At 58.5% G+C, this 20853-nt stretch carries 28 protein-coding genes; 5 read left to right on the top strand and 23 right to left on the bottom strand.

Features of this window, described 5'->3' with window-relative positions; genetic code table 11:
* Positions 1-15: 15 nt before the first annotated feature.
* The gene (locus AC3WMV_RS20920) at positions 16-360 is read right to left on the bottom strand and encodes a hypothetical protein (RefSeq protein WP_103367505.1); all 345 of its coding nucleotides are present in this window, start codon (positions 358-360) and stop codon (positions 16-18) included.
* A 114-nt stretch (positions 361-474) separates the two neighbouring features.
* On the opposite strand from AC3WMV_RS20920, the gene AC3WMV_RS20915 reads away from it, so the two are divergent.
* Positions 475-951, top strand: coding sequence for a hypothetical protein (locus AC3WMV_RS20915; protein ID WP_103367506.1), 477 nt, complete (start codon positions 475-477; stop codon positions 949-951).
* A 412-nt stretch (positions 952-1363) separates the two neighbouring features.
* Complete coding sequence (locus tag AC3WMV_RS20910) at positions 1364-2089, top strand: DUF2971 domain-containing protein (RefSeq protein ID WP_103367507.1); 726 nt, start codon at positions 1364-1366, stop codon at positions 2087-2089.
* A 42-nt stretch (positions 2090-2131) separates the two neighbouring features.
* Here AC3WMV_RS20910 and AC3WMV_RS20905 read toward each other — a convergent pair whose 3' ends face one another.
* Positions 2132-2413: a DUF4236 domain-containing protein gene (locus tag AC3WMV_RS20905; RefSeq protein ID WP_103367508.1), complete on the bottom strand. Its 282-nt coding sequence runs from the start codon at positions 2411-2413 to the stop codon at positions 2132-2134.
* Positions 2414-2563: 150 nt separating this feature from the next.
* Here AC3WMV_RS20905 and AC3WMV_RS20900 point away from each other — a divergent pair, with 150 nt between their 5' ends.
* Both AC3WMV_RS20900 and AC3WMV_RS20895 read left to right on the top strand, forming a co-directional pair.
* Positions 2564-2809: a protein L gene (locus AC3WMV_RS20900; protein WP_103367509.1), complete on the top strand. Its 246-nt coding sequence runs from the start codon at positions 2564-2566 to the stop codon at positions 2807-2809.
* An 80-nt stretch (positions 2810-2889) separates the two neighbouring features.
* A complete protein-coding gene (locus AC3WMV_RS20895) occupies positions 2890-3135 on the top strand; it encodes a hypothetical protein (RefSeq protein WP_146038487.1) in 246 nt (81 codons plus the stop codon).
* 93 nt (positions 3136-3228) lie between these two features.
* Here AC3WMV_RS20895 and AC3WMV_RS20890 read toward each other — a convergent pair whose 3' ends face one another.
* From AC3WMV_RS20890 to AC3WMV_RS20790, 21 genes are all read right to left on the bottom strand, one after another.
* Positions 3229-3993 carry a C40 family peptidase gene (locus AC3WMV_RS20890; RefSeq protein WP_103367511.1) on the bottom strand — a complete coding sequence of 255 codons (765 nt, stop codon included), beginning with the start codon at positions 3991-3993 and terminating at the stop codon, positions 3229-3231.
* 1 nt (position 3994) lies between these two features.
* The gene (locus AC3WMV_RS20885) at positions 3995-4744 is read right to left on the bottom strand and encodes a phage minor tail protein L (protein ID WP_103367512.1); all 750 of its coding nucleotides are present in this window, start codon (positions 4742-4744) and stop codon (positions 3995-3997) included.
* 9 nt (positions 4745-4753) lie between these two features.
* On the bottom strand, positions 4754-5092 hold the full coding sequence (locus AC3WMV_RS20880) for a phage tail protein (RefSeq protein ID WP_103367513.1): 339 nt from the start codon (positions 5090-5092) through the stop codon (positions 4754-4756).
* Positions 5092-8421 carry a phage tail tape measure protein gene (locus AC3WMV_RS20875; RefSeq protein ID WP_103367514.1) on the bottom strand — a complete coding sequence of 1110 codons (3330 nt, stop codon included), beginning with the start codon at positions 8419-8421 and terminating at the stop codon, positions 5092-5094. Before AC3WMV_RS20875 ends, AC3WMV_RS20880 begins: the two co-directional genes overlap by 1 nt.
* Positions 8418-8690, bottom strand: coding sequence for a DUF1799 domain-containing protein (locus AC3WMV_RS20870; RefSeq protein WP_103367515.1), 273 nt, complete (start codon positions 8688-8690; stop codon positions 8418-8420). Before AC3WMV_RS20870 ends, AC3WMV_RS20875 begins: the two co-directional genes overlap by 4 nt.
* Positions 8691-8734: 44 nt before the next feature.
* Positions 8735-9115 carry a phage tail assembly chaperone gene (locus AC3WMV_RS20865; RefSeq protein WP_103367516.1) on the bottom strand — a complete coding sequence of 127 codons (381 nt, stop codon included), beginning with the start codon at positions 9113-9115 and terminating at the stop codon, positions 8735-8737.
* A 9-nt stretch (positions 9116-9124) separates the two neighbouring features.
* Positions 9125-9781, bottom strand: a complete 657-nt coding sequence (locus AC3WMV_RS20860) for a phage tail protein (RefSeq protein WP_103367517.1) — start codon at positions 9779-9781, stop codon at positions 9125-9127.
* An 82-nt stretch (positions 9782-9863) separates the two neighbouring features.
* Entirely contained in the window at positions 9864-10127 is a 264-nt protein-coding gene (locus AC3WMV_RS20855; protein ID WP_256584874.1) for a hypothetical protein, read from the bottom strand.
* A gap of 44 nt (positions 10128-10171) precedes the next feature.
* Positions 10172-10588 carry a phage tail terminator-like protein gene (locus AC3WMV_RS20850; RefSeq protein WP_103367518.1) on the bottom strand — a complete coding sequence of 139 codons (417 nt, stop codon included), beginning with the start codon at positions 10586-10588 and terminating at the stop codon, positions 10172-10174.
* Positions 10585-11238 carry a hypothetical protein gene (locus tag AC3WMV_RS20845; protein WP_103367519.1) on the bottom strand — a complete coding sequence of 218 codons (654 nt, stop codon included), beginning with the start codon at positions 11236-11238 and terminating at the stop codon, positions 10585-10587. Before AC3WMV_RS20845 ends, AC3WMV_RS20850 begins: the two co-directional genes overlap by 4 nt.
* Positions 11235-11603 (bottom strand): hypothetical protein, encoded by a 369-nt coding sequence (locus AC3WMV_RS20840; protein WP_103367520.1) that lies wholly within the window; start codon positions 11601-11603, stop codon positions 11235-11237. The genes AC3WMV_RS20845 and AC3WMV_RS20840 overlap by 4 nt, the downstream gene beginning before the upstream one ends.
* A gap of 16 nt (positions 11604-11619) precedes the next feature.
* Complete coding sequence (locus AC3WMV_RS20835; RefSeq protein WP_103367521.1) at positions 11620-12123, bottom strand: DnaT-like ssDNA-binding protein; 504 nt, start codon at positions 12121-12123, stop codon at positions 11620-11622.
* A gap of 57 nt (positions 12124-12180) precedes the next feature.
* Complete coding sequence (locus tag AC3WMV_RS20830; protein ID WP_103367522.1) at positions 12181-12771, bottom strand: hypothetical protein; 591 nt, start codon at positions 12769-12771, stop codon at positions 12181-12183.
* Positions 12772-12816: 45 nt separating this feature from the next.
* On the bottom strand, positions 12817-13779 hold the full coding sequence (locus AC3WMV_RS20825) for a major capsid protein (RefSeq protein WP_103367523.1): 963 nt from the start codon (positions 13777-13779) through the stop codon (positions 12817-12819).
* A gap of 12 nt (positions 13780-13791) precedes the next feature.
* The gene (locus AC3WMV_RS20820) at positions 13792-14520 is read right to left on the bottom strand and encodes a hypothetical protein (RefSeq protein ID WP_103367524.1); all 729 of its coding nucleotides are present in this window, start codon (positions 14518-14520) and stop codon (positions 13792-13794) included.
* Positions 14521-14598: 78 nt separating this feature from the next.
* Positions 14599-15063, bottom strand: a complete 465-nt coding sequence (locus AC3WMV_RS20815; RefSeq protein ID WP_103367525.1) for a DUF6998 domain-containing protein — start codon at positions 15061-15063, stop codon at positions 14599-14601.
* Positions 15064-15095: 32 nt separating this feature from the next.
* Positions 15096-16181 (bottom strand): minor capsid protein, encoded by a 1086-nt coding sequence (locus tag AC3WMV_RS20810; protein ID WP_103367526.1) that lies wholly within the window; start codon positions 16179-16181, stop codon positions 15096-15098.
* Entirely contained in the window at positions 16156-17574 is a 1419-nt protein-coding gene (locus tag AC3WMV_RS20805; RefSeq protein WP_103367527.1) for a DUF4055 domain-containing protein, read from the bottom strand. Before AC3WMV_RS20805 ends, AC3WMV_RS20810 begins: the two co-directional genes overlap by 26 nt.
* Complete coding sequence (locus AC3WMV_RS20800) at positions 17571-18872, bottom strand: terminase large subunit domain-containing protein (RefSeq protein ID WP_103367528.1); 1302 nt, start codon at positions 18870-18872, stop codon at positions 17571-17573. The genes AC3WMV_RS20805 and AC3WMV_RS20800 overlap by 4 nt, the downstream gene beginning before the upstream one ends.
* Positions 18859-19320, bottom strand: a complete 462-nt coding sequence (locus AC3WMV_RS20795; protein ID WP_103367529.1) for a DUF2280 domain-containing protein — start codon at positions 19318-19320, stop codon at positions 18859-18861. The genes AC3WMV_RS20800 and AC3WMV_RS20795 overlap by 14 nt, the downstream gene beginning before the upstream one ends.
* 31 nt (positions 19321-19351) lie before the next feature.
* Positions 19352-19975 carry a putative metallopeptidase gene (locus AC3WMV_RS20790; protein ID WP_103367530.1) on the bottom strand — a complete coding sequence of 208 codons (624 nt, stop codon included), beginning with the start codon at positions 19973-19975 and terminating at the stop codon, positions 19352-19354.
* Positions 19976-20332: 357 nt separating this feature from the next.
* Here AC3WMV_RS20790 and AC3WMV_RS20785 point away from each other — a divergent pair, with 357 nt between their 5' ends.
* Complete coding sequence (locus AC3WMV_RS20785) at positions 20333-20746, top strand: hypothetical protein (RefSeq protein ID WP_103367531.1); 414 nt, start codon at positions 20333-20335, stop codon at positions 20744-20746.
* Positions 20747-20853 lie beyond the last annotated feature (107 nt).

Raw genomic sequence — 20853 nt, 5'->3', positions numbered from 1 at the left:
ATTAATTTGATCGTGTCACAAACACTCTCGGACGGCGGCTTCTAACGCGCCTCGGCCCCACATCTTGGACCATGGCACCCGCTGGTATAAGGCGACCTTACTCCCGGATCCAGCGCTGGTTACCTCAAGAACCTCATCGGTCATCATGTCAGTAGCAATCACCAGACGATACCCGCCCTCGGTTGCAGACATAGTCGCAGTCGAACGCTGCTCTTGCCATTTTGGGAAAACGCACAGTGCGTATTTCTTGGCCGACTTGGCAGTTGAGGTGCTGATTGTCGGGTCATTCTTTTTCACGTCGCCGGGCGACGCACACCCCGCCAACAGCGCTACCGCCAGCGCTCCTATGATCAATTTCATGGAGGTCACTCCTGTGGGAAAGGATGCAAGATATCATCGGACTAGAGGAAGCGAACCAACTGGTTGGCTAGACTCACATCACGCCAGAACGGATGCGAGGTTCGCAGGAAATACATGAGAGACATTGATGATGTGGCAGCTATAGGATTCAACATTCCAAAGCGTTATCTAGCGGCAGCATATCTACTCGTGACAGTCGTCCTTGCATTTGGAATCGGAATCAGCTTCTGGACGCGAGATTGGACGTGGCTTGCGAGGTTCGGAGCGTTCCTCGTCTGCATGGCGATGATATTCGAGGTAACGGGTATTCTTGAAAGGTACGTCAAAAAAATCATAGGCATTGCCGAAGGTGTCACAGCCGAAGTTGTGTTGATGCAGGTAAAAAGGCGGGCCCATTTGTACGGAGTAACCAGCGAAACAAGCGAACTGCACATCAACGAAATTTCAGAAAAAGAGCATGCGCGTCGTCTAATTTTTGCTAACGAAGTTATTCGTAGCGCCATATCCAAAAAAATTCAAAAGCATGAATTCGTGGTGGCCTCGGTAGGCACCATGCTTTGGGCCTTTGCCGATCTTCTGAACAAATTATAGCCATTGGATACCACGTGTCAGAATCGACTCTCACCCTCAAATGCCTAGGCCACTCGCAACGGGAAGACGGCTTAATTGGCCGGTACAACCTGGAAGTAACCGATAAACGGAGCGGCAGGACGGCGACAATTTCCGTCGAGCCCAGGCACTTGGCCTCAGCTCGCAGCATGAAAACAATCCTGCTAGATCGATGCATGGTTTACTCGGTTACTCAGAAAGCACATGACCGGATGCTTCTCGATATGTTTGCCCCCGCAGATGGCCTAGCCGCGGGCGAAGAATTACGCTGAGCTGAAGGACCGCGCGCTTCCGGCGACGCCTGTTGGAAATTGTCGTTCGCAGAATCCCATATCGCGGAGGCGACTTTAGGCATCCTGGGCTTCTTCAGAACAAAAAAACACGAGGAGCATTCATGATCGTCTACAAATACATGACCCTAGCCGGACTGGAAGCATGTCTGAGCAACCGGACAATTAGGTTCACTAAGCCGGTTAATTTCAACGATCCTTTCGATTGCGCCGCATCGGCGGAATCGACAAATGAAGGGTTGAATATCAGAACAGTCGGGTCCACCAACGCTGATAGGCTTTTCGCGATAAGAAATGCCATAGGCGTTTTGTCTTTGACCCGCAATCCGCTTAATCCGCTTATGTGGGCCCATTATGGACAAAACCACACTGGAGGGGTGATCGCGATAGACAGCGAGGCGGCAGGCTTGGAGTGCGAGACCACCAATATAATCGCAGCCAGTTCGGGCAACGCCATCTACACGACTGTCCGCCCAAGCCTAGACAGCGACCTTCTTCCCTATCATGACGAAATATCCTCTCAACATAACAGGCTCATGCTCGAGCGGCTTTTTCTCTACAAGTCGCTTCACTGGTCGTATGAAGAGGAGATCCGGGTAGCTCGCCGAATTGATTACACGCCTCAAGTAAAATTCCAGGATTTCGTCATACCCGCAGCGGCAATCACCGGAGTGTATTTAGGCGCCAAGTATTTTGCAGCACTCATTGATGATTTCGACGGAAGCCTCCCAAAGGTGCATCTCCGTCACCCTGAATTCGACTTTCACCTCTGCTATCAGAATCAGCGAACATGGGATTTGCATTCCGAATCCTATCGGCCGAGCGTTTAGCAACTGTCAGCAAGGAAGCCCAGCGTAGGATCTGGGCTTTGCTCAGCCGAAGATTGCCCAGAGCACAGCGGCGATTATCAGCCATGTGACAATGTGCGCCCACATAGGTGTAGGCGCGGTTTTAGCAACGCCACTCTGCGCTCCGCCAAACAGCTTGGATGACGAAAGCCCAGTTCCCGGAAGGCTGCTCGTTACCTTCGTCCCACGCTTGCTCAGATTCACCGTCGCGCCTTTTCCGCCTATCGATGTGCTGAGGCCGCTCTTACTGACATTGAGGCGAATGCCTGGGGCGACTTTGAAACTTTTCCGAATGCGAAAGGCCATGACTCCAATCCTTGAGAAAGCGAAAAGCCATCATAAACCGATTATGATTTTCGCCAAGCTGTGCGCCCATCCAGCGTGGACGAAAGCCCAGTAACTGAGTTGGATCCCATCGTAGTAGCGTTGTGCCTCCAACAACAATGGAGTTTAGGTATGGCGCTGGTAACGGCAGAGACAAGAAAGCTGGTGTTGAATACAAATCAACCAGGTAATGCTCACTGGAACACGCTGTATGAAATCAGCGATCAGGTCCCGGTATCAGGAATCTATCGGTGCGAAGGGTGCGGTCATGAAATCACTTCAAACCACCCTGACAAATTTCCTCCCCAAAACAAACACCAGCACCCCGACGATTCCCAGGTTTTGTGGCGTTTGATCGTCATGACCCAAACAAAATGAGAAGGGTCCCAGTCCTTTGCCTGCAAGCCCAAGGACTGGGATTGCGCCAATTTCGGCGCGTTAATGACCTGGAGGTCAATGTGGCATACCAAGTGAAACCTTTCGAGAACGGCGTTCTCATGGCGCTTTTGTCGCTTACTCATGCATTGAAACAGACACCGGGGTTCAATGAAGAAGCGCTGCAACGCGCAGCACAGTTTTTCAGAGAGGTGCCCGCTGGTGGATGCGAAAACGGCGAAGCAAGAGACGCCTACGAATGGCCACTTGAGGTCATTCTGAAGGACGTTTCCTACATCGAAAAAATGCTGGAAAACAAAGGCAACTAACCCTTTGTTAGCCGCCAGACCGGTTCGCCACTGGCGGTTTTAGCTGCTGACTCTATTACACTCTGCATATTTTTCTCCCGCGGCGACGCCGCATCAGGTGGTTGGTTGTGCATCTTTATGTCTGAGAATCAGGCGCGTACGTTCGAGCCACGGGCCACCGAAAACGATGACCTCGGATGGCCTGCCGTACAGGTGGTGAAGCAGGAACGGGCCGGGGCCGAAAGTCGCGGAATCCTCGCCGGGCAGTGCCGGATCGGCGCCGAGGAAGATTCCGGCGTGGTTCGGGTAAACCGTGCGCCCCACTTCCATCACGATCATGTCGCCGCGTTGCGGCTGGTCGACCCGGTAGAAGCCTGCGGCCTCGTAGTTGGCCTCGTACAGGCTGGTGTTGTCCTTGCTCTCCCACCAGCCGTCGGCGCGTTTGAAGGCTTCGAACTCCAACCCCCATTCGCGCTTGTACCAGTCGGCACAGACTTGCCAGCAGTCCCAGGCACCGTGGACGAATGGCCGCTTGAGCAGCGGCACCTCCCCGGAAGGCATGACGGTACGCAGGTCGCCTTCGGGCCAACTCAGGATGTGCCAGGGCATGGCCGTCGCCTCGCACATGGCCAGGTCGCGCGGTGACGGGCGACTGGTGGCATCCGGATGCGAGTGCACCACGCCGATCACTTCGCCGATGTCTTCGGCCGCTGCGTATTCCTCAGGATCGATCCGGAATTCTTCGTTCGGCTCGGTCGATACGTTGCGGCACGGGTAGTACTGCTGCTTGCGACCGACGCCCAGCAGCAGTCCGCAGCACTCTTTCGGGTACTCGGCGGCTGCGTGCGCCTGGATCGCGTTCAAGATGTGTTTGCGCATATCAGCTCCGTGCGATCAGCGAAACGGCCGGGAAGCCACCGAACGGCAGCGGGTTGCCCTCGCCGAAGCGCGGGATGCAACCTTTGCCGAGGGTGGCGTCGCATTCGTCCAGTTCCGGGTTATCGGTGACGACGCCATCCTTGGTCACGTACGGACCGGTGTAGCCGCAGTTTGGTCCTCGGTAGCCGCCGGTAAGGCACCAGTGGCACAGGGTCGTGGCCTGCCGGCCGATGGACTCGTTACCGACGTCGCCCGGGCTGGCCAACTCCCAACTGACGTTCTCCCCGTCCTCGTTGGTTTTCTGGTCGATGTACCAGACCTCGATCGTCTCTTGGGTCGGATCCGCCGTCGGATTGCCAGCCGGGAAGTTCACCGCGTCCAGGTAGGTTCCTAGCGTGTGACGCATCGTCAGCTTGAACTCAAGCAGATCCTCGAACGCCAGACAGAGCGCGGTGATGCGCCCATTGACGTTGCCGACCGACAGGGTTGGCCGCACAGCCGTGCCGTCGCCATTCGCCTCGATGCCTTCGATCTGCATGGGCCAGGCGCTGTACTCGTTGCCCTGCCAGTAAATCGCTTTCGCCGGCAGCTGGTCCGCGTCGTCGCCGGCGGCGATCAACTCGGCGGCCGTGTGCGGTATCGCGTGCCCGTGGAAGCGCAGAATATCCGCGCCGTAATCCGTGCCGTCCAATTCAAAGAGCAGCACTTCACTGCCAGGCTCAAGCACCTGGATGTCACTGATCAGCGGCATGATTGCCCCTTATGGTTGGAATGCCCGCTCGAACGTGGCGGTGAGTTTGAAGACGCCGCCGCCCATTGGTGTGGGGGCGGGATTTTTGCAGGTGAACAGACCGAGCTCGCCGAGCGGCGTTGTCCAGAGAAACGCCTTCGCCCCGGCGTGCCGATCGAGGAAAGCCATGATTTCCAGCACCTTGGACTTCTGACCTACGCAGGTAACCGGGTAGGAGTCCTCTTTGTTGTTTGGGCCGTCGCCGACGTTCTGCGCGTAGCCATTGCCAAACTTCGAAGTACGCACCCGATAGTTGATATCGGGTGTTTCCCCGCGCTCGGTTGGCCAGGTGAATTTCTCGATGGCCATCAGGCCCTCCCATTTGTCAGGCGCCAGATTGATCCGCCCGGCTGCAACGCTCTGGCAATCGCAGTTTCCGCTTCGGTTTTGGCGGCCTGTTGTATGCTCTTGCCGAGCTGGTTGGTTGTCTCTTGCGAAACACCAGCTCCGTCGCTCCCAGATGTCTGCACCGAGACCGCAACCGGAAAGTTGTACGTGTTGCCGCCACCACCGGACATTGCAGCCAGTGCGGGCCCGCCGCCGGTGGTCAGCGGCGTGACACTACCGCCGTTGGCACCAGTCATCAGGAATGACCGCCCCCCCTCGTTATAGAGCTCCGGCCCCAGTTCGTTGACTTCGTACAGAGAGTTCGGCGCAACAGGTCCGCCAGCTGCCCGGTATCCAGAAAAATCGATACCGGTATAGCCAGCCTGCGATGCACCGAGATCCGACGACACGGCACCGGCAGATCCGGCGGCCAATCCGTTCCCGCCGCCACCACCGAAGTATGAACCCGCCGCTGATGCGGCAATACCGAACAGAGCGCTGAGCCCTTGTGAGGTGGCCTGCCGAGTGGCGATCTTCGCCATATCCGCCAACACCGATTTGGTGAAGTCAGAAAATGAGAATTTGCCGTTGATGGCGAAACTGGCCACAGCGTCCTCTGCCGAACTGAATGCATTGGTGAGCAAGCTTTTCGTCTGCCCCGCGGCGTTCTGCGCGGAATCGAGATAGTTCTGCCACGCCGACGAGGCTCCGGCACTCCAGTCGCCCTGGGCTGCTGTCATCTCGTCGTAGTTGGCTTGAACCGTATCGTGCAGGTCCTGCTGAGTGGCCTTCAGTGCCGCCAGCTTCTGCGTGTACTCGTCGAGGCTCATGCCGCGCGAGCCATCGCCGTACTGGTTCGCCAGATCCAGCCTCTGCTGATTGAAGCGATCGTCGATGCCGTTCTGCTGGCTCACCAGATCGCGCTGACGATCTCCCAGACCGATGCCCGCAGCCGCACGCTGGCCCTGCTCGCGCAGAGTTTTGACTTGTTGCTGCAGCGCGCTGCTATAGGTGTTGACGGCCTCGGTCTGTTTCTTCAGCCGGCCCTCTTCGTTCTTCGCCAGCACGCTCAGTTCGGTGTCAGCATCCTGCTGCACCTTCACCATGGCGGCCCGGGCGTCGGCGATTTTCTGGTCAAGCTGGATGCGCTGCGCGGCCGATGTGCCGGCTTTGCTCTTCGCCGCTTCCAGTGCGGCGATCTCAGCCTCATACGCAGCAGTAACTTCGTCGCGCTCGTTGCCGATCATGGCTTCACGCGCTTGCAAATAATCAGCCTGCGAGATCAGACCGGCCTTTTGCGACGCCTCCAAATCCTTTTGCGCATTTTTGTACTCGGCGAGCACGATATTGAGCGCGTTTTTCGAGTCATTGAAACCGGATAGATCGACGCTACCCGCAGCGGCTTTGGGGTCCTTTTTCTGCTCGTCGATTGCCTTGCGCAACTGGTCGTAGGCGCCACCGGAAAACTTCTTCCCGTCAAACTGAACACCATCCAGCAGCGCTGACTTCTGACCTGTCTTTTCCGCGTTCTGATAGAGCTTGGTGAACTGATCGTCGAGTTTCTTGTACGCGTCCCGACGCTTCGCGAGCGGGTTCAGGTTGTCCATCTGCTTGTCCAGTTCCTTCTGGACAGCGATCAATTCCTTGTTCGCCCGAGTCGCTTCGCCAGTCGCGGCAGTGTTGCTTTCGCTCGCTGATAAGCGTGCCTTCAGTCCTGCAAGCTTGGCCTCCAGTGCAGGCGTCGAGTCGTCGTTCTCACCGTCATCCAGCCCCAGCGAGGAGTTCAGCCAACTGAGCCCGTTGGATAGCGCACCGGCAACACCACCACCCTTCCGGGTATCCAGCACGCGCTGGGTGATCTCAATCTGCTTTGCCAGATCAGGGAAAATCTCTGACCTGACTTCAGCGTAGGCGCCCTTGATGGCCACCTTCACCCGATCCCAGTCACGTTCGATATCGGACAGCGATTCGCGGTAGCTCTTCAGGCGCTCCTGGGCGGACTGATTGAGATCTTCACTCAGGGTGTCCAGCGCTCGCTGATGGTCTCCCTGATCATCAATCGCCTTGATCGTCTGGTACTGCTCGTAGGTGAGCAGCCCATACTGGTCGCTGATCTTCTCCGCTGCCTCTGTGGCGGTGTCACCGGCATTCGCGAGCGACTTGGCGATGTCTCCAGCGCCCTTCCCTGTCACTTCTCCTATGGCCGCGGCGGCCTGAGCCAGGTTCTGCATTTGGACGCCGCTGGTGGCCGCGCCGGAAGCCAGTGCAATCACAGCCTCGCGAGCGCCTGCAAAGTTCTCAGTGATCGCCCCTGCGGTATCGGCCATCATCTTGAGGCTGGCAATGCTCTGACCAGCATCGTTCGATCCGCCGTTGATGGCGACGTTGAACTCGCGGGCCTGCTTCTGTGCGTCGAAGTAGGCATAACCCAGCGCGCCGAGGACACCGGCCAGCAAGCCGGCGGGAATCAGTGCTGCGGCCAGGCTTTTGGCAGACGCGCCCGCACCGGCGCCGAGCTGAGCAACAGACCGTGCACCACTACCCCAATCCCCAGACTGCAGGGCATTGGTCAGCTGCATCACGTTTTCTTGCGCCTGGCGGGTGCCGAGCTTCAGTTTGTCGAATGCAGTTTCTGTCGCGGTCAGACCGTCACGGTCTTTGCCGATCTTCGCCAGCGCCTCACCGTAACGAGTCGAGTCGATCTGGCCGGCCTTATACAGATCGTTGAGCGCTTTCTCCTGCACCTCCAGCTTTGCCAACTTCGCAGTGACCGGGTCGATGCCGTTGACCGTGCGCTTCAAAGCTTCGATCTGACGGTTTTCAGCGTCGATCAGCCGCTGCTTCTGCGCCATCTCCTTGGCTTCGGCTTTCTCGATCCGCTCATACGCCTTGCCAAGCCGATCCTGATAGGACTCCTGCTGCTCGATGGTGACGAGACCGCCCTTGCGAGCGCGTTCCAGCAAGCCTTCAGCCTGGATCAGTTGCTCCATGCTGCCGATGTTGCCGGACATCGCCTTGTCGAGCTGGCTGATGATTGCGATTTCACTGGCCGCGCTGGCACCTGCCTTGCGACTGGCATCGACCTGGCGCTCTTTGGCGCCGTTGGCCTTGTCGATGGCCTGAGCAGCCTCATTCTCGGCCTGACTGATCTTCTTGCCGGTGTTGGCCAGGTCCTCGCCCGACTTGCCGAGATCATCAATCGCTTTTTCGGCATCAACTGCCGAGTCGACCAACTTGTCGAGATCGTCAGCCGCCTTGGATGCGGACGAGGAGTTCACCTCGATGCCGAGGGACGCGAAAGTGGTGCTCATTTACTGTCCCTCCGTTCCGCCATCACCCGCAGGGCTTCGGCTTCCATGACGCGGATGTCTGGAAAGACGCCGGCGACCTCCGACCGGGTAAGCCCGAGGAAGCCGGCGACATGGCGAATTGACGTGTAATCGAGTCCGGTAGCGCCGCACGCGCCTGTACGCCACTGGGTGCCCATGGCCTCGAAGACCTTGAAGGCCTGCCAGACATCAGGCCAGACCTCACAGATCTCATCGGGTATGTCACGAAGAGAAAGGCCGAAGGCCGCCAGCGATTCGGCTGACGGCCCCGGCTCGTACAGCTTGCGGGAGACGCTTAGGAGTTTCCCAAGCGTGCGTTGCTGAAGGCATCGGAATAAGCGGCCAGCACCGCGCCCGGCGTGGCGGCGATTGATTTGACCAGGATGCGCAGGTTTTCGTCGGTGAACTCTTCGGCAATATCCCAGCCGGCGACAATCGCCTTCAGCTGCTCGACCTGCAGATCAATCAGCAAAGCCGTGAACTGCTCAATGCCGGCCTCTTCCGCTTTCTCCTTGAGCGCCTTGTGACGCTCACCCCACTCCGCGTAGAGCCCGGCCAGTTCGGTGCGATCGCGATATTTGAATTCGAACCCAACGCTGACCGGGTCACCACCAACCGTTGGCAGCATGACGACGTGGTTGAAGGTTGGATTCCGGGCGAGTGTGAACTTTGCCATGTGCCTTCCTTACGCCGAGGCGCTGTAACGGGTTGGGCGACCGGTCAGCGCGATGCTGATAACGCGGGTCATCAGGTTGTTGCGCGACATGGTCGGGGTCGAAGTGATCGAGACGTAGCCGTTGTAGATGATGCGGCTGCCGCCCGGCAGGTTCAGGCGCAGAACGCGAGCCTGTTTGTCGTCGTCCGCGGCCTCGCAGACATCGACATAGGGCTGCGACGGATCGTCGGCGACCGTGATGGTCAGGGTGATTGGATTCTTGGTGGTCGGCATCTGGCGGTCATCATCGTCAGCCAGGAAGCCGAACGTCAGAAACTGCTGGTCGCCGCCGCTCGACCCGAGCTCGGTGATTTTCGAGATCTCGGTGAAGGTCGTTACCTCGCGGGCGGCACCGACGCCCGAGCCGGCCGGATACTGCTGAATGTTCGTGGTATTCACGCCATCGAGCGCAAAGGTGCCGCTGGCAATCTCGCCGACTTGCACGGCGCGGCCGTCCAGGCGGGTCCAGCCAGAGCTGAGGGCGATGATGTCGCCCTCGGCCAGACCGTGGGCTGCCGCGGTCGTCACTGCCGGGTTGGCATTGGTCAAGGCAGTGAATGAGATTGCAGTGCCATAGGCGGAAGCAATTTCGAACGTTGCGCCGTTGGGCATTTGAATGCCGGCCATGGGGTTTTTCCTCTCTTCCAGAAATGACAAAACCCGCTCGATGGCGGGTTCTGGGTTTGCCCAATGGGCGGATTAGATAGTGCTACTCAAGCTTCATATTGCTACGCACTTCATCCAGCGGTATGCCGGACTTCGAACCGACAACCACGCCGGTGAGTCCGCAGTGTGGACAACAAGCATGCAGTTCTTCGTACCATTTGATGATTTCGGCCGGCATCAGCCATGCGCCGCACCCAGTACATAGGCACCGGTCGCTCCCGCCAATTTCCTCACGGTTTCGATAGCAGTGGGCATCCACCAATTCGCTGAGGTATTGGAGCCGTTGCTTCCGATTTTCATCCATCATCAGTCCGCTCTTAAGAGTTGATGATGGAATTCTACCTCAGCAGATCAGTCGGTATCGGCTCGGTACATGAACGACACCGGTACTGTGTAGATTGTGTCGCCAGAAATGCCGGGGCCCTGCTCGACCGGTGTCATGGTCACCACGGTCAGCGCGCCCTTCGTGTTTCGCTCGTATAGCGGAAACAGCGCGGCGATCTGGTCAGCCAACGCGCCGGCCGCGCCGCGATACTTCCCTGCTGGTGTCACGATGCTGACCTGAAACACACCAGTGAACAGCTTGTGATCACCGGCAAGCGTGCCGCTTGCGGTGTCGCCCGGCAGAGTGAAAACTCGCAGGTAGGTGACACCATTTCCGGGCTCATAGGCCTCGTTCTCGACGACGACCTTGATGGGGGTCGGCAAAGCCTTCGCCCAAGCGATCAGCCGGGCTTCGTAGATCGAAGCGATGATGTTGTGGCTCATACCTGATTGTTCCTGATGGCTTCGTCGACGATCTGCTGGAATCGCGCGAGCGTGATACGCACCATGCCGCCCGGTGCCTGTTTCGAATGGCCGTACTCGAGCGGCACCGCATATGGCAGGTTGTTCACGATGTACGCCGTTTGCCCAATAGTCAGCTGCTCGACTTGAAGCCTGAGCTTCGCCAGTGTGATGCCGCCGGCCGGATCGACCTGATCAAGTTCGCCTTCTGCCGGCGCCCCGATCGAGAACTGCCAGTTGCCGCGGAATCGGCCGCCGACGTAATCCTTGCCCGCAACCAGTCCATTCACGCTCAAGTTCTGATCGCGCTCGGTCTTTGTCAGCGGCTTGGCGTACTTCACGCCGCGCTTTAGCTTCCCGGCCTTGGTGAAATTGCTCTCGTCGAGATTGATGAGTGTGTTGCGCACGGCGACTTTGAAATCGTAGTCATCGGCAGCGCGGGTGTTGGTCGCGCGATGCGCCACGTTCGCGGCCCAGATCTCGGGGTTGCCCACCGGTGACATGCGGATGACGCTGCTGCCGATCTCGATAACGATCTCGCGGAAGGTGGCGTCGAGCCCGGCCTGGGCCTGCTCGGCGAACTGGCGAATGTTCTCGGCGAAACTGCCGTTGAGGCCAGAGTATTTGCTCACGACCGCACCTGCAGCTCATAAAGGATTGTGGTGCCGGCCGGGTTGACCTCTTTCAGCGGCGGCACGATGGACCAAGTGCGCCCCTTAATGATCACTTTGTTGAGCAAGTCCGGCACCCACTCCAGTCCCTGCGCGGCGATCTTCAATTTCTTGTCGCCCTGCTTGATGAGGCTGTTGTTCTGGAATTCCTGGCCGGTGAAGTCGAGCAGGATGCCTTGGGCGGTCTGCTCGATGGTGGCGCCTGGCGATTCGCCGCCCGTCTCCGGGTCATACTCGCCCGGCTCCGTCTTGCTGATGGTCACGGGCTGGCCGAACTCTGTGATCATCTCCAGAGCCATCATGGCCATTTCGTCATAGAAGGCCATGTTGGCTCCGTTTCAGCTATGCGCGCACGGCGAACAGACCGCGTTTCTGTAGATAGTCAGCAAACTGGGTTGCGCTCGGACGATCCGGCGCCGCCGGCAACAGTCGGCCGCTGGTGTTCGGGATCGTCGCGTACTCGCGAGTTACCGCGCCCTCGACACGCTCCAGCGTTACCGCGCCTTTGCGTTTCTCGATCGGGTCGACGTCGTCGGTATGGATCTCGGCAGCCAGCGCCATTTGGCCGTACTGGATCCGCGCTGGCAGGTAGTTATCGGGCTTGATCTCGTAATCCAACTCGACACCCCGGCGCGGCCAGGACAGAGCCTGCTCGCTGTTGGTCTTCCGGCCCTTCCACGTCATGCCATCCATCGCCAGTGCGGCGCGACGCAGCAGCGCTTCCTGTGCTGGCACTTCCGCCGGGATGACCACGCCGAACTTCACGGCGTACATGGCCAAGTCCTCGGCAGATGCGTAGCTTTCGGCGTCAGGCTTGCCGGTACCGTCCTCGATGATGAGAGTCATGAATCAGCTCGCTGTGGTTTTCTGGATCGGATGCCACGTTGCCGGGCACCCGGATTGTTAAGCCTGCTGCAAGTCAGCAACTGCCTTTTCCAGCGATTCTACCGAGGCATTCGCCCGATACGTCACGCTGGCGGCGTCGAGTTGCGCCTTGAGGTTCGCAATCTTCTCGGCATTGTCGACCGGCTCCGCTGCTGCCTTGAGGCGTTCGACTTCAGCGCGGAGAGATTCAACCTCGCCAGCCAAATTGTCACGTTCACCCGTGAGGGCTTCGAAACCTTCATGAATGGCTTTCAGCGCACCAAACAAACGGATTGGCAGTTCGCCGGCGCCCGGGTGTTCCAGATCCGATTGCCCTTCGGCGGCGTCGATCAGTCGCAGAATTCCGTCGCGTTCAGCGCGTAGCGTGGCGTTGTCCAGTTCAAGACCGGCAATGGCGTCAGCATTACCCGAATCAACCGGGCGGCTGATCAAAGGCTGCAACACCGATACCTCGACACCCAAGGCCTCATACGCCTCGACGACCTTTGGCCAATCGCCGATCACGACCGCATGGGTTACGCCAGACTCTGGCCGATCAAAGTGCGCTGGATTGCGGTACCGCTTTTCCGGATCGAAATCCGAATTCTGAGTGGAGTAAACCAGTTCCATAAAAGTCTCCGTAGCGGCCATCGCTGGCCGCTGTCAGTGCCAGTTTCAGCCGCCGGCTGGTGGCGTAGTGGTTAGGGAGATCATCACGCCAGCAGTCACCTTGTTGCTGTTGGAATGCTTGACCCAGTTCGCAGCCGAACCCACGGCGGCAAGCGTTGGGTTCGCGCCGCCAGCGGCCTCCTTCCAGCTGTAGCCGAGCACATCGATGTTGACGGTGCCTTCAGCGCGGTAGCCGATACCCAGGTTCTCTTCGTCATTCACCGCGTAGGAGCGGAAGCCAGGCGCTTGCGATTCAGTGATCACCACAGCGTTTGGCAGCAGGCCGAAGATCACATCTGCGGGCGCGGTGTCGGTGACCAGCACCGGCTTGCCGAGAGTGCCTGGCAGGCCGCCGTAGATGACGACACCGGCCTCTTCGTAAACCTTGTTCGCGATCGCCTCGTCGACAATGTCGAAGTAAGCACTGGAGTGCATGACCCACAGCGCGATACGGCCGAACTTGTCGCCGAACTTGCGCATGCCTCGAGTCAGGGTCTTCTTGCCGTCGGTCTCGATGTTGGCCGAAACCACCATGTCAGCATTGGAGCTGATCGAGGCGCGCAGTGCGGCGGTGGCGTACTGGATGAAGCCTTCCAGTGTGGCGTCAGCAACGTCGGCGCCGATGATCTGGGAGAACTCGTCGACCGGACGACCGCGGCGTTTGAAAGCCTCTTCGGTGGTCTGGTATGGGCCGTACTTCCACGGCGCCTTGACGCCAACGGCTTCGCCCGCGCCGATCTTCTTCGCGGTCACCTTGCCGGTGGAGTTGACGTCGCGATGCTCCAGCGAGCCGCCAATCTTGTAGAACGAGCGCTTGCGAAAGTCGCCTTCGATCAGCTCGTTGTCGAGCACGATCGCGCCGTTGGACGATGCGTTGAATACGTCGAGGTTGTCCTGGACACGCTCCAGGTATGCGGTTTGCGCCTCATCGTTGTAGATGATCAGGTCGCTGTTCACAGTCGTTGCCATGGGTGAATCCCCTTACTTGGGCAATTGCAGGTATGCGGTTTGGCCGTGCTTGCGCTGGTAGTCGCGCTTTTGCTCGGCAGTCATTTCGGAGCGCTTGAATGCAGCCTGGCCGCCACCCCCGCCCGGGGCTTGTGTCCCTGAAGCCCTTGGCCACAGATGAGGTGCGCTTTCGCGCAAGGATTCCGCCCATTCGAGCGGAGTCAGAGGGGTCTTGCCGTCTTTACCGAGGATGACTTGGCCGGATTCATCAACGGCGACCGCTTCGCCCTCTTCGTTCAGCGAGAACACGCCCTTGGCGCGCAGGATGATGTCGTCCGTTGCTTCCGGCAGAGCGCCGGCTTTAAGCGCTGCACCGCGAACCGAATCGCCCAGAACTTTGCCCTGGAACTTGGCGGCGAATGCTTCGGCCTTCTCGGCTCGCGCGGTGACAGTCTTCAACTGCTTGTCATAGTCGCCACGCAGGCGCTCAGTACGGCGGTTGAATACTTCGTCCACCTTGCCCTCAGTCAGCAGCTTGGTTTCCTCGTCTTGGCCGGCCCGGCTGAGAAGGCCTTTGACGGCGTCGATGTCGATGCCTTCGAATTGGGTTTCGAACTGCGACAGCTTGGTAGTGGTGTCCTTCAGCTTGCCCAGCAATTCGGAGTTCTTGGTTTTCAGACCAGATACGGAGGCCTCAACGGCAGTCGCGATAGCGGCCTTAATTGCCGGATTGTCCAGGTCGATTTCGTTTTCTTCTGCCACGTTGATGCACCCCTTGGGTATGTGTTGCCCGCTTTGCAGGCATAAAAAAACCCGGCGCTTGGCCGGGCTTGATGTGAATTAGCGTTTGGGTATGCGATCTTCTTCGAGAACCGTCTGATTTAATCGCTTGAGCATTGGCATTAGCGCACCATGAAGGCCTGTCTTCGTGGCCTTCCGCCCCGAGAGCGCCGCCTGGATAAAACGCCCCGGACCGTTGTAGATCTCCTCAAACGTTCCATCCCGATTCATTCGAATGCCGAGGTAATAATCAGGCACATGGTGAACTGGGAAAGTAAGGCTGGTGCCGAAGGTGGTTTTGATTTGCACATTTCGACCATCGCTTGTGACAGCGTCATGGTGCTTGGTCAGACCTTCATTCAGTGTCAGGTCGTAAGCCAGACTCGCGACCACTTCGCCGATGTCTCCGACAAGGCGACCATCCGGAGTGAAAGGTTTGCCCGGATAGGCTTCCTGGAGCATTGAAACGGCGGTGAAAAGCCCCTTCAAGGCTTCTTCGATTTTCCTTTGAATGACCTGATCCATAACGGCTCCTTGATAAGAGCCACGATCCTATATCAGACTCCCGCGCGCTCGAATGCCAGAGGCTCGAGCCCCTTCATTTGTGCCAGCGTCAGCGGCGCAAAGTTGCGATCCAGCTGCAGCTCGGCGAAACGCTCAACGGTCAATCCACCCTCCCGGAATAGCTTGGCCCGAACAGGGCCGATCGCGACGTCCTGAAACGACGCCGGCTGCTGTTGAAGCCAGTGGTAATAGTCGAGGCTAGCACTGACCTGCCCCGCTCCATCTGCGCCCACCGAAGCGCGGGTAGCGCCCTTGGCGAACATCTCGCTGAGCTTGGTCAGCAGGACAAACGTAGTGCGGCAGTTCGGGTGAAACGGAGGCCTCGGCCCGGAGTCGACCGGAAACCGTCGCTTATCGATCGACCGACACTGCTGGCTGGTCTTGCTGTCCAGCGTGGCGACCATCTCAACCTCGGACACGATGTCCGTGTTGGCCTTGGCCACCTCCATTCGCGCCTGTGACGACACATGCTGAATCGCTGTGTGCACCACCGTGCTGGCATTGCGGTTAGTGGTGGCGAGAATGCCGTCCTTGTAGCCGGCTGCCTTGGTGCCGCGAATGTTGCGGATGATCTGGAAGTTCGTCTGCCCTTCGAAGAATCCCTGCCGGATCGCGCCGGTGACACGCTCACGCTCGGCACTGGTCCAGCCCTTGATGAACGACTTCAGCAGCTTACCGCCGCCGGTGCCGCGCACACTGAGGGGATTGGTCAGCACCGCAGTGCGAATAGCCGCTGCCGTCGGCGCGACTACATCCAACGAGACACCAACCGGAGCCGACCGGGCCAGGCTCGACGCCTCAAATTCAGCCTCGTAGTTGGCGATGTCGATCAGGTCGAGGTTCAGTTGCGCGCTGTAACGGTCGAAGATGCCCAGCAGCAGACTGTCGACCTCTTTCAGTAGCGCTTCCAGCCGCCTCACGTTGTACTCGGTCAGATCCGACTGGGTGAGCCGGTCGCGGATCGAGCGGTCGATCTCCTTGAGGAAGGGAGCGAACTTGCCAACCTCCCCGGCCTTAAGTTTTTCAAGGAAGACCGCGTGCCGGATCGTGGCGTCAAGGATTGCTTGGTTTGCTGCCATCGATTACGCCCTCATCGTCCAGGCCCAGGCCGTCGCCCTGCTCTGCCAGCTCGTCATCGATCTGCTTGTCAGTGCGCTCTGGCGCGATCAGGCCCAGTCTGCGCAGATAGGCCCGAAGATCCGCTTTGGCGAATCCACCGTTCTGCCAGAGGCCGACCAGCGCGGTGATCATTTGCGGATCTGCCGTCAGTTCCACGAACTCTTGGTTGATCTGGTATGCAACCTTCGCGTCGTCGACGCCCATGTAGGTGCAGCACCACATGATCGCCCGGGTGTACGCCTCGCTGACGTTCGCCACGCAGCCGGCGAGCACCGATGTCGATGCTGACTGATCACCACGGGCTTCGGTCGCCGTTTTGGTCGAGAGAGAGGCCACGACCATCCGGGCGCCGAGTTCGATCATCATCCGGTTCTTGTCGGCCATTGCCTCCTTGACCAGCGTGTTCGGCAATGGTTGGGCATACCCGAACTGACCACCGGCAGGCAGCATCATCGGAGCGCGGGAGCCGACGTAAACGCCGTTCTTCTCCATCCAGTCGCGCCACTGCTCGTCCAGTCCGGAAATCCATGGCTGGGCTTGGCCGCACCAGAAGACGCTGTCCTCGTAGTCGGCGCTGTTCCGATAATGGCCCAGGTTGATCATGGCGATGTCGTAAAGCGGTGACTCGTCGATACTCGGATCGTTGTTCTGCGCGCCGACAAAGGTGAACGGGATCTCTTTCAAGCGCCCGGCGGCTCCTGTGGGCTTGAACTCCTGAACAACGGCCAACGGCCCGCCACCTTTCGGCCCGGATCGGCGCCAAACGCGGCAGACAAAGCCATCATCCTCGAGAGCCAGTTCCCGGTATTGTTCGACCACCTTGAAACCGAAGCCGTCTTCGATCTCCGGCGACTCGCGCAACACCACCAGGGTAAGCACGCTGTGCCCGTTCACCATGCCTGTACGCCAGTTGATGATGTCCTCGGCGCAATACGACAGGATCACCGAGTGCCCACCGGTGCCGCTGTCTTGGTGATAGTCGACGTACAGACCATGCCGCCCAGCCTCAAGCACCTTTTCGAGCGTGCCCTGCGAATGCTGGTAGATGCTCACACCGGAGCCGTTGGCGTTGTCCTGCAGATATTCCATCTTCTTCGCAACGACCAACGTCGGGTCTTTGTGAAACGCCAAGCCTAGCAAGCCATTTCGCGTATGACCGGTGGCATTCTTGAACACCGCCCGTTCGCGATAGGCCTTGTTTCGTTCTACGTTCTCCGGCGACTTGTCGTGAGCGTTGATGTAAGGCAGTCGGTCGACAACCCGGTGCTGGCCGGCGCAAACGTCGCGAACGGTCGACCAGCGATCCAGTGCTTCGATGTAGTCCGCCCGCTTGAAGGAGACGTCGTTGCTCATCGGGCGTATCCCATTTTGATAGCGGTGACCGGTTTGATGATCGGGTACTCGCGGTGAATGAAGTAACCACCGCCATCGTTGGCGTGGTCGTTGCCTTGGCTCTTGTCCGGCTCGCCGTTGGGTGCCCATATCTGCTGTTCTAAGCCGTCGGCGTAGGTCGGGCATGTGAACGGGTTCACCAGGTAGCGCCGCTCGCCCTGCGCGTTGCAGAACATGGCGTTCATGGCGTTGATCCGGTCCTTCACTGGCGGATTGGCAGCCGGCGCGATGACCGTGAAGCCTGCCTGCTTGAGCATGGCGATATCGGTGAGGCTGGCATTGACCGATTTACGGGAATCACCGGAGGCGTCCGGGTATATACGGATCTCGCAGGTCTTTCTGAAGTCGTTGCCGGTGTGTTCCCAGTAGCGTTCTTTAATGCGGCGGATCATGTCCGGCGTGTCGTAGCCATCCATCAACTCGTCCACGGCTCGCGGCAGGCCCTGATCACGTTTGACATGGGTGATCGCCGCCATCTTGCCGACGTTGAAGTCCATGCCGATGAACAGCGGCTCGCCGGACTGGACCGTGTCGAAGCACTGGTTCAGCTTGCGATCGTAGGCGTGGTAGATCGACCCGGACGTCAGGTTGACGAACTGACCGTTTAAGTACGCGCGGATCAGCTGCTCGGGGTACGACTCCATCAGCGAGGCGATGTAGTCGTCAGGCAGGTTCAGTTCGTTGTCGAAGGTGCTGGCCTGGATCAGCCCATACATTTCCTTCAGCGCCGGCTTGTCGCGCAACTGCTTCACGAACTGGAGAAAGACGAACTTGAAGCCTTCCGGCGTCGTGGTCACGTCCACGCCGTTTTTCAGCCCGGGCATGTTGTACCGCATCCGGGCAATAATCTTGCGCCAAGCCTGCTGCGCCTTGATCGACGTCAACACGTCCAGCTCATCGACCAGAGCGTGACCGATCTTGAAGCCCACAATGGTCTGCGGCTTCTCCATCGACCTGCAAATCACAGTGCCGCGATACTGCCGGCCGCTGTAGATGTGAACCTCATGGTTCGCCTGGTTGATCTTGGTCTTCAGCCCCCAGTCGTAGGCCACCTCTTCCATTGTTGGATAGAAGATGTCGCGGATCTGCGGGTAGGTCGGCGCGAAGTAACCAGCGTTGACGCCGGGCCACTCCATGAAATGCTTGCTGAGCGCCGAGCATCCAACCCAGGTTTTCCCGGAGCCAAAGCCGGCAACGAAGGCGCGAAACTTGTGGGGCAACAGGAGGAACTGCGACTGCGGAACGTTAAGGCTCGGCATTCGGCTTCCTCGCATCCACTACATCGACCTGAATACGCGTCGGGATTGCCGGTTCGTCATCTGGTTCATCCTTCCGGTGGCGATTGACGTAGACGTCGCCGACTTCCTTCGCAGCCTGCTCCAGTATCTGCATGGCCAAGCCGATGTTCTTCATCGATTCGGCCTTTTCGACAAACCGGTTCATGGCGCGGAGTCGATATGCTCGGTTCGCGATCGGGATCTCGGCGGTTTCCTCGCGGAAGCGCTTGCGGGCATCTTCAAACATCGTCACCCAGCGCTTGGCCAGGCCTTTCCCTGATGTCTTTGTCGGGTCGTGTGTCTCCACCTGTTGGCGGGTCACCGATATCCCGTATTCCTTTTGGACGGCTTCAACAACCTGTGAAGGCGTGTCGAAGCACGCCAAGGCCTGAACGATAAAGGCCTTCACGTCGTTTTGAAGGGCTGCCATAGATTTTCATCCGTCCAGAGCCTGTCCAGAATCAGGCCGACTTGAGCAGACAGGTTCCGCAGGCCCTCGATATGTTCAATTTCCCCACCTCAGCAGGATTGTTTGCAGCGTCCACCAGCTCTTGAACTGCCGGGCTTGCACCGTAGCGGCGGACTACACCGACGAACTCTTCAACGTCGTGTCCGCGCATCTCAAGCCTGGGAAGACCTTCTTGGGTGAAGGCTGGCTGGCCGTACTTATCGGTCGCTTGGGCTATGTGATACAGCTCGTGCTCGACCAGAGCGCAGAAGTCAGCATCGGAGCAGTCAGCGCAGTAGTCGGCGGCCAGGGTGATGATGTAGCCCGGCACTTCGCCGAACCAATCACGCATCTGCTGCTCCATCCGGGCCTTCTGCCAGCCACCCGCGCGGAACGCTACCTGCTCAGCCTGGCCAACCACCGTTTGCCCTTTCTTCGTGAAGGCAGCAGAAGCCCACATCACACGAATGTCCGCGTCGATCAGATGGGCATGGTCCTCGTTGTGGATGCTGCCAGTCTCGGTGAGGATCTCGGTTTGGAGCCATTCCCATACTTCGGGGGCAGGCATCAGGCGAGTGCCGAAATCCGAAAGATCGGATAGCTCGACCAATGACGCAGGAGGAAGCGGCCGATTCATACCAGAAGAACCTTCTCAATTCAGAGTTCGCCCCTAAAAGAGGGGCAGATTGCCCGCCTATTCGCGAGCCAGCCCGGCCTAATGAGCGCTCATTAACCAACGAGGCTCGAAGGATGAAAAACACAATTTACTTAGTGCTTGCAGTAGCAGTCGTCATTTTCACGATCGCTCCGGAATGTGTGAACCCCGGGATCGTTGCTTGCCTGCTCAGTAAGCCCTGAAGTTTGCAATCTCGGCTGGGTGGGCATGCTAGATCGCCTTCCAGTCGGGTTGTCTGATTGTCATGGATTGTCCCGATTGCTTGAAATGCAAACTGGTTGACGGTATTGGTAAGCGTCAAACACAAGGATGGATTCAATGAACGACAGATACAGTGTTGTGCGCCGCCCAAACGTGGCACTTATCGCAATTCAACATGGGGCACAGCCACCCGCGCTCCCGATCGATCAATACTGCTATCAGATCGAGGACTCGCAGGCCGACGGTGATTATGTCGGCGGCCCGTATCAATTTGAGGATGAGGCGGTGAGTGCTTGTGGCCTACTGAACTCGGGAGTGGAGCCCCTGTATCTTCCCAGCTTCAACAGGAAGCAATTGGAAGCGACGGGAGCGCTCATAGTTGAATCCGACAAAGAACTGTTTGTCGGACTTACACGACAAGAGTCAGAACGATATGTAGCACTTCACAATGGCGAGCCGACAGACGAGTTCATTGAGCTTGACCGCAAACACAGAGAAGCCCGCACAGGCCACAAAAAAGAGACTTTTTAAGATCTGGACATCCGTGCCGCACTCACCTGCGGCACATCTACCCAGCCATGCCTCACTCAATGCTTGCCATGGTGGTCGGATACCGGTAATAAAGCCGCCTGATTGGC

The organism is Pseudomonas sp. FW305-3-2-15-E-TSA4, assembly GCF_058787295.1.
This window is presented reverse-complemented; position numbering and strand designations above follow the sequence as displayed.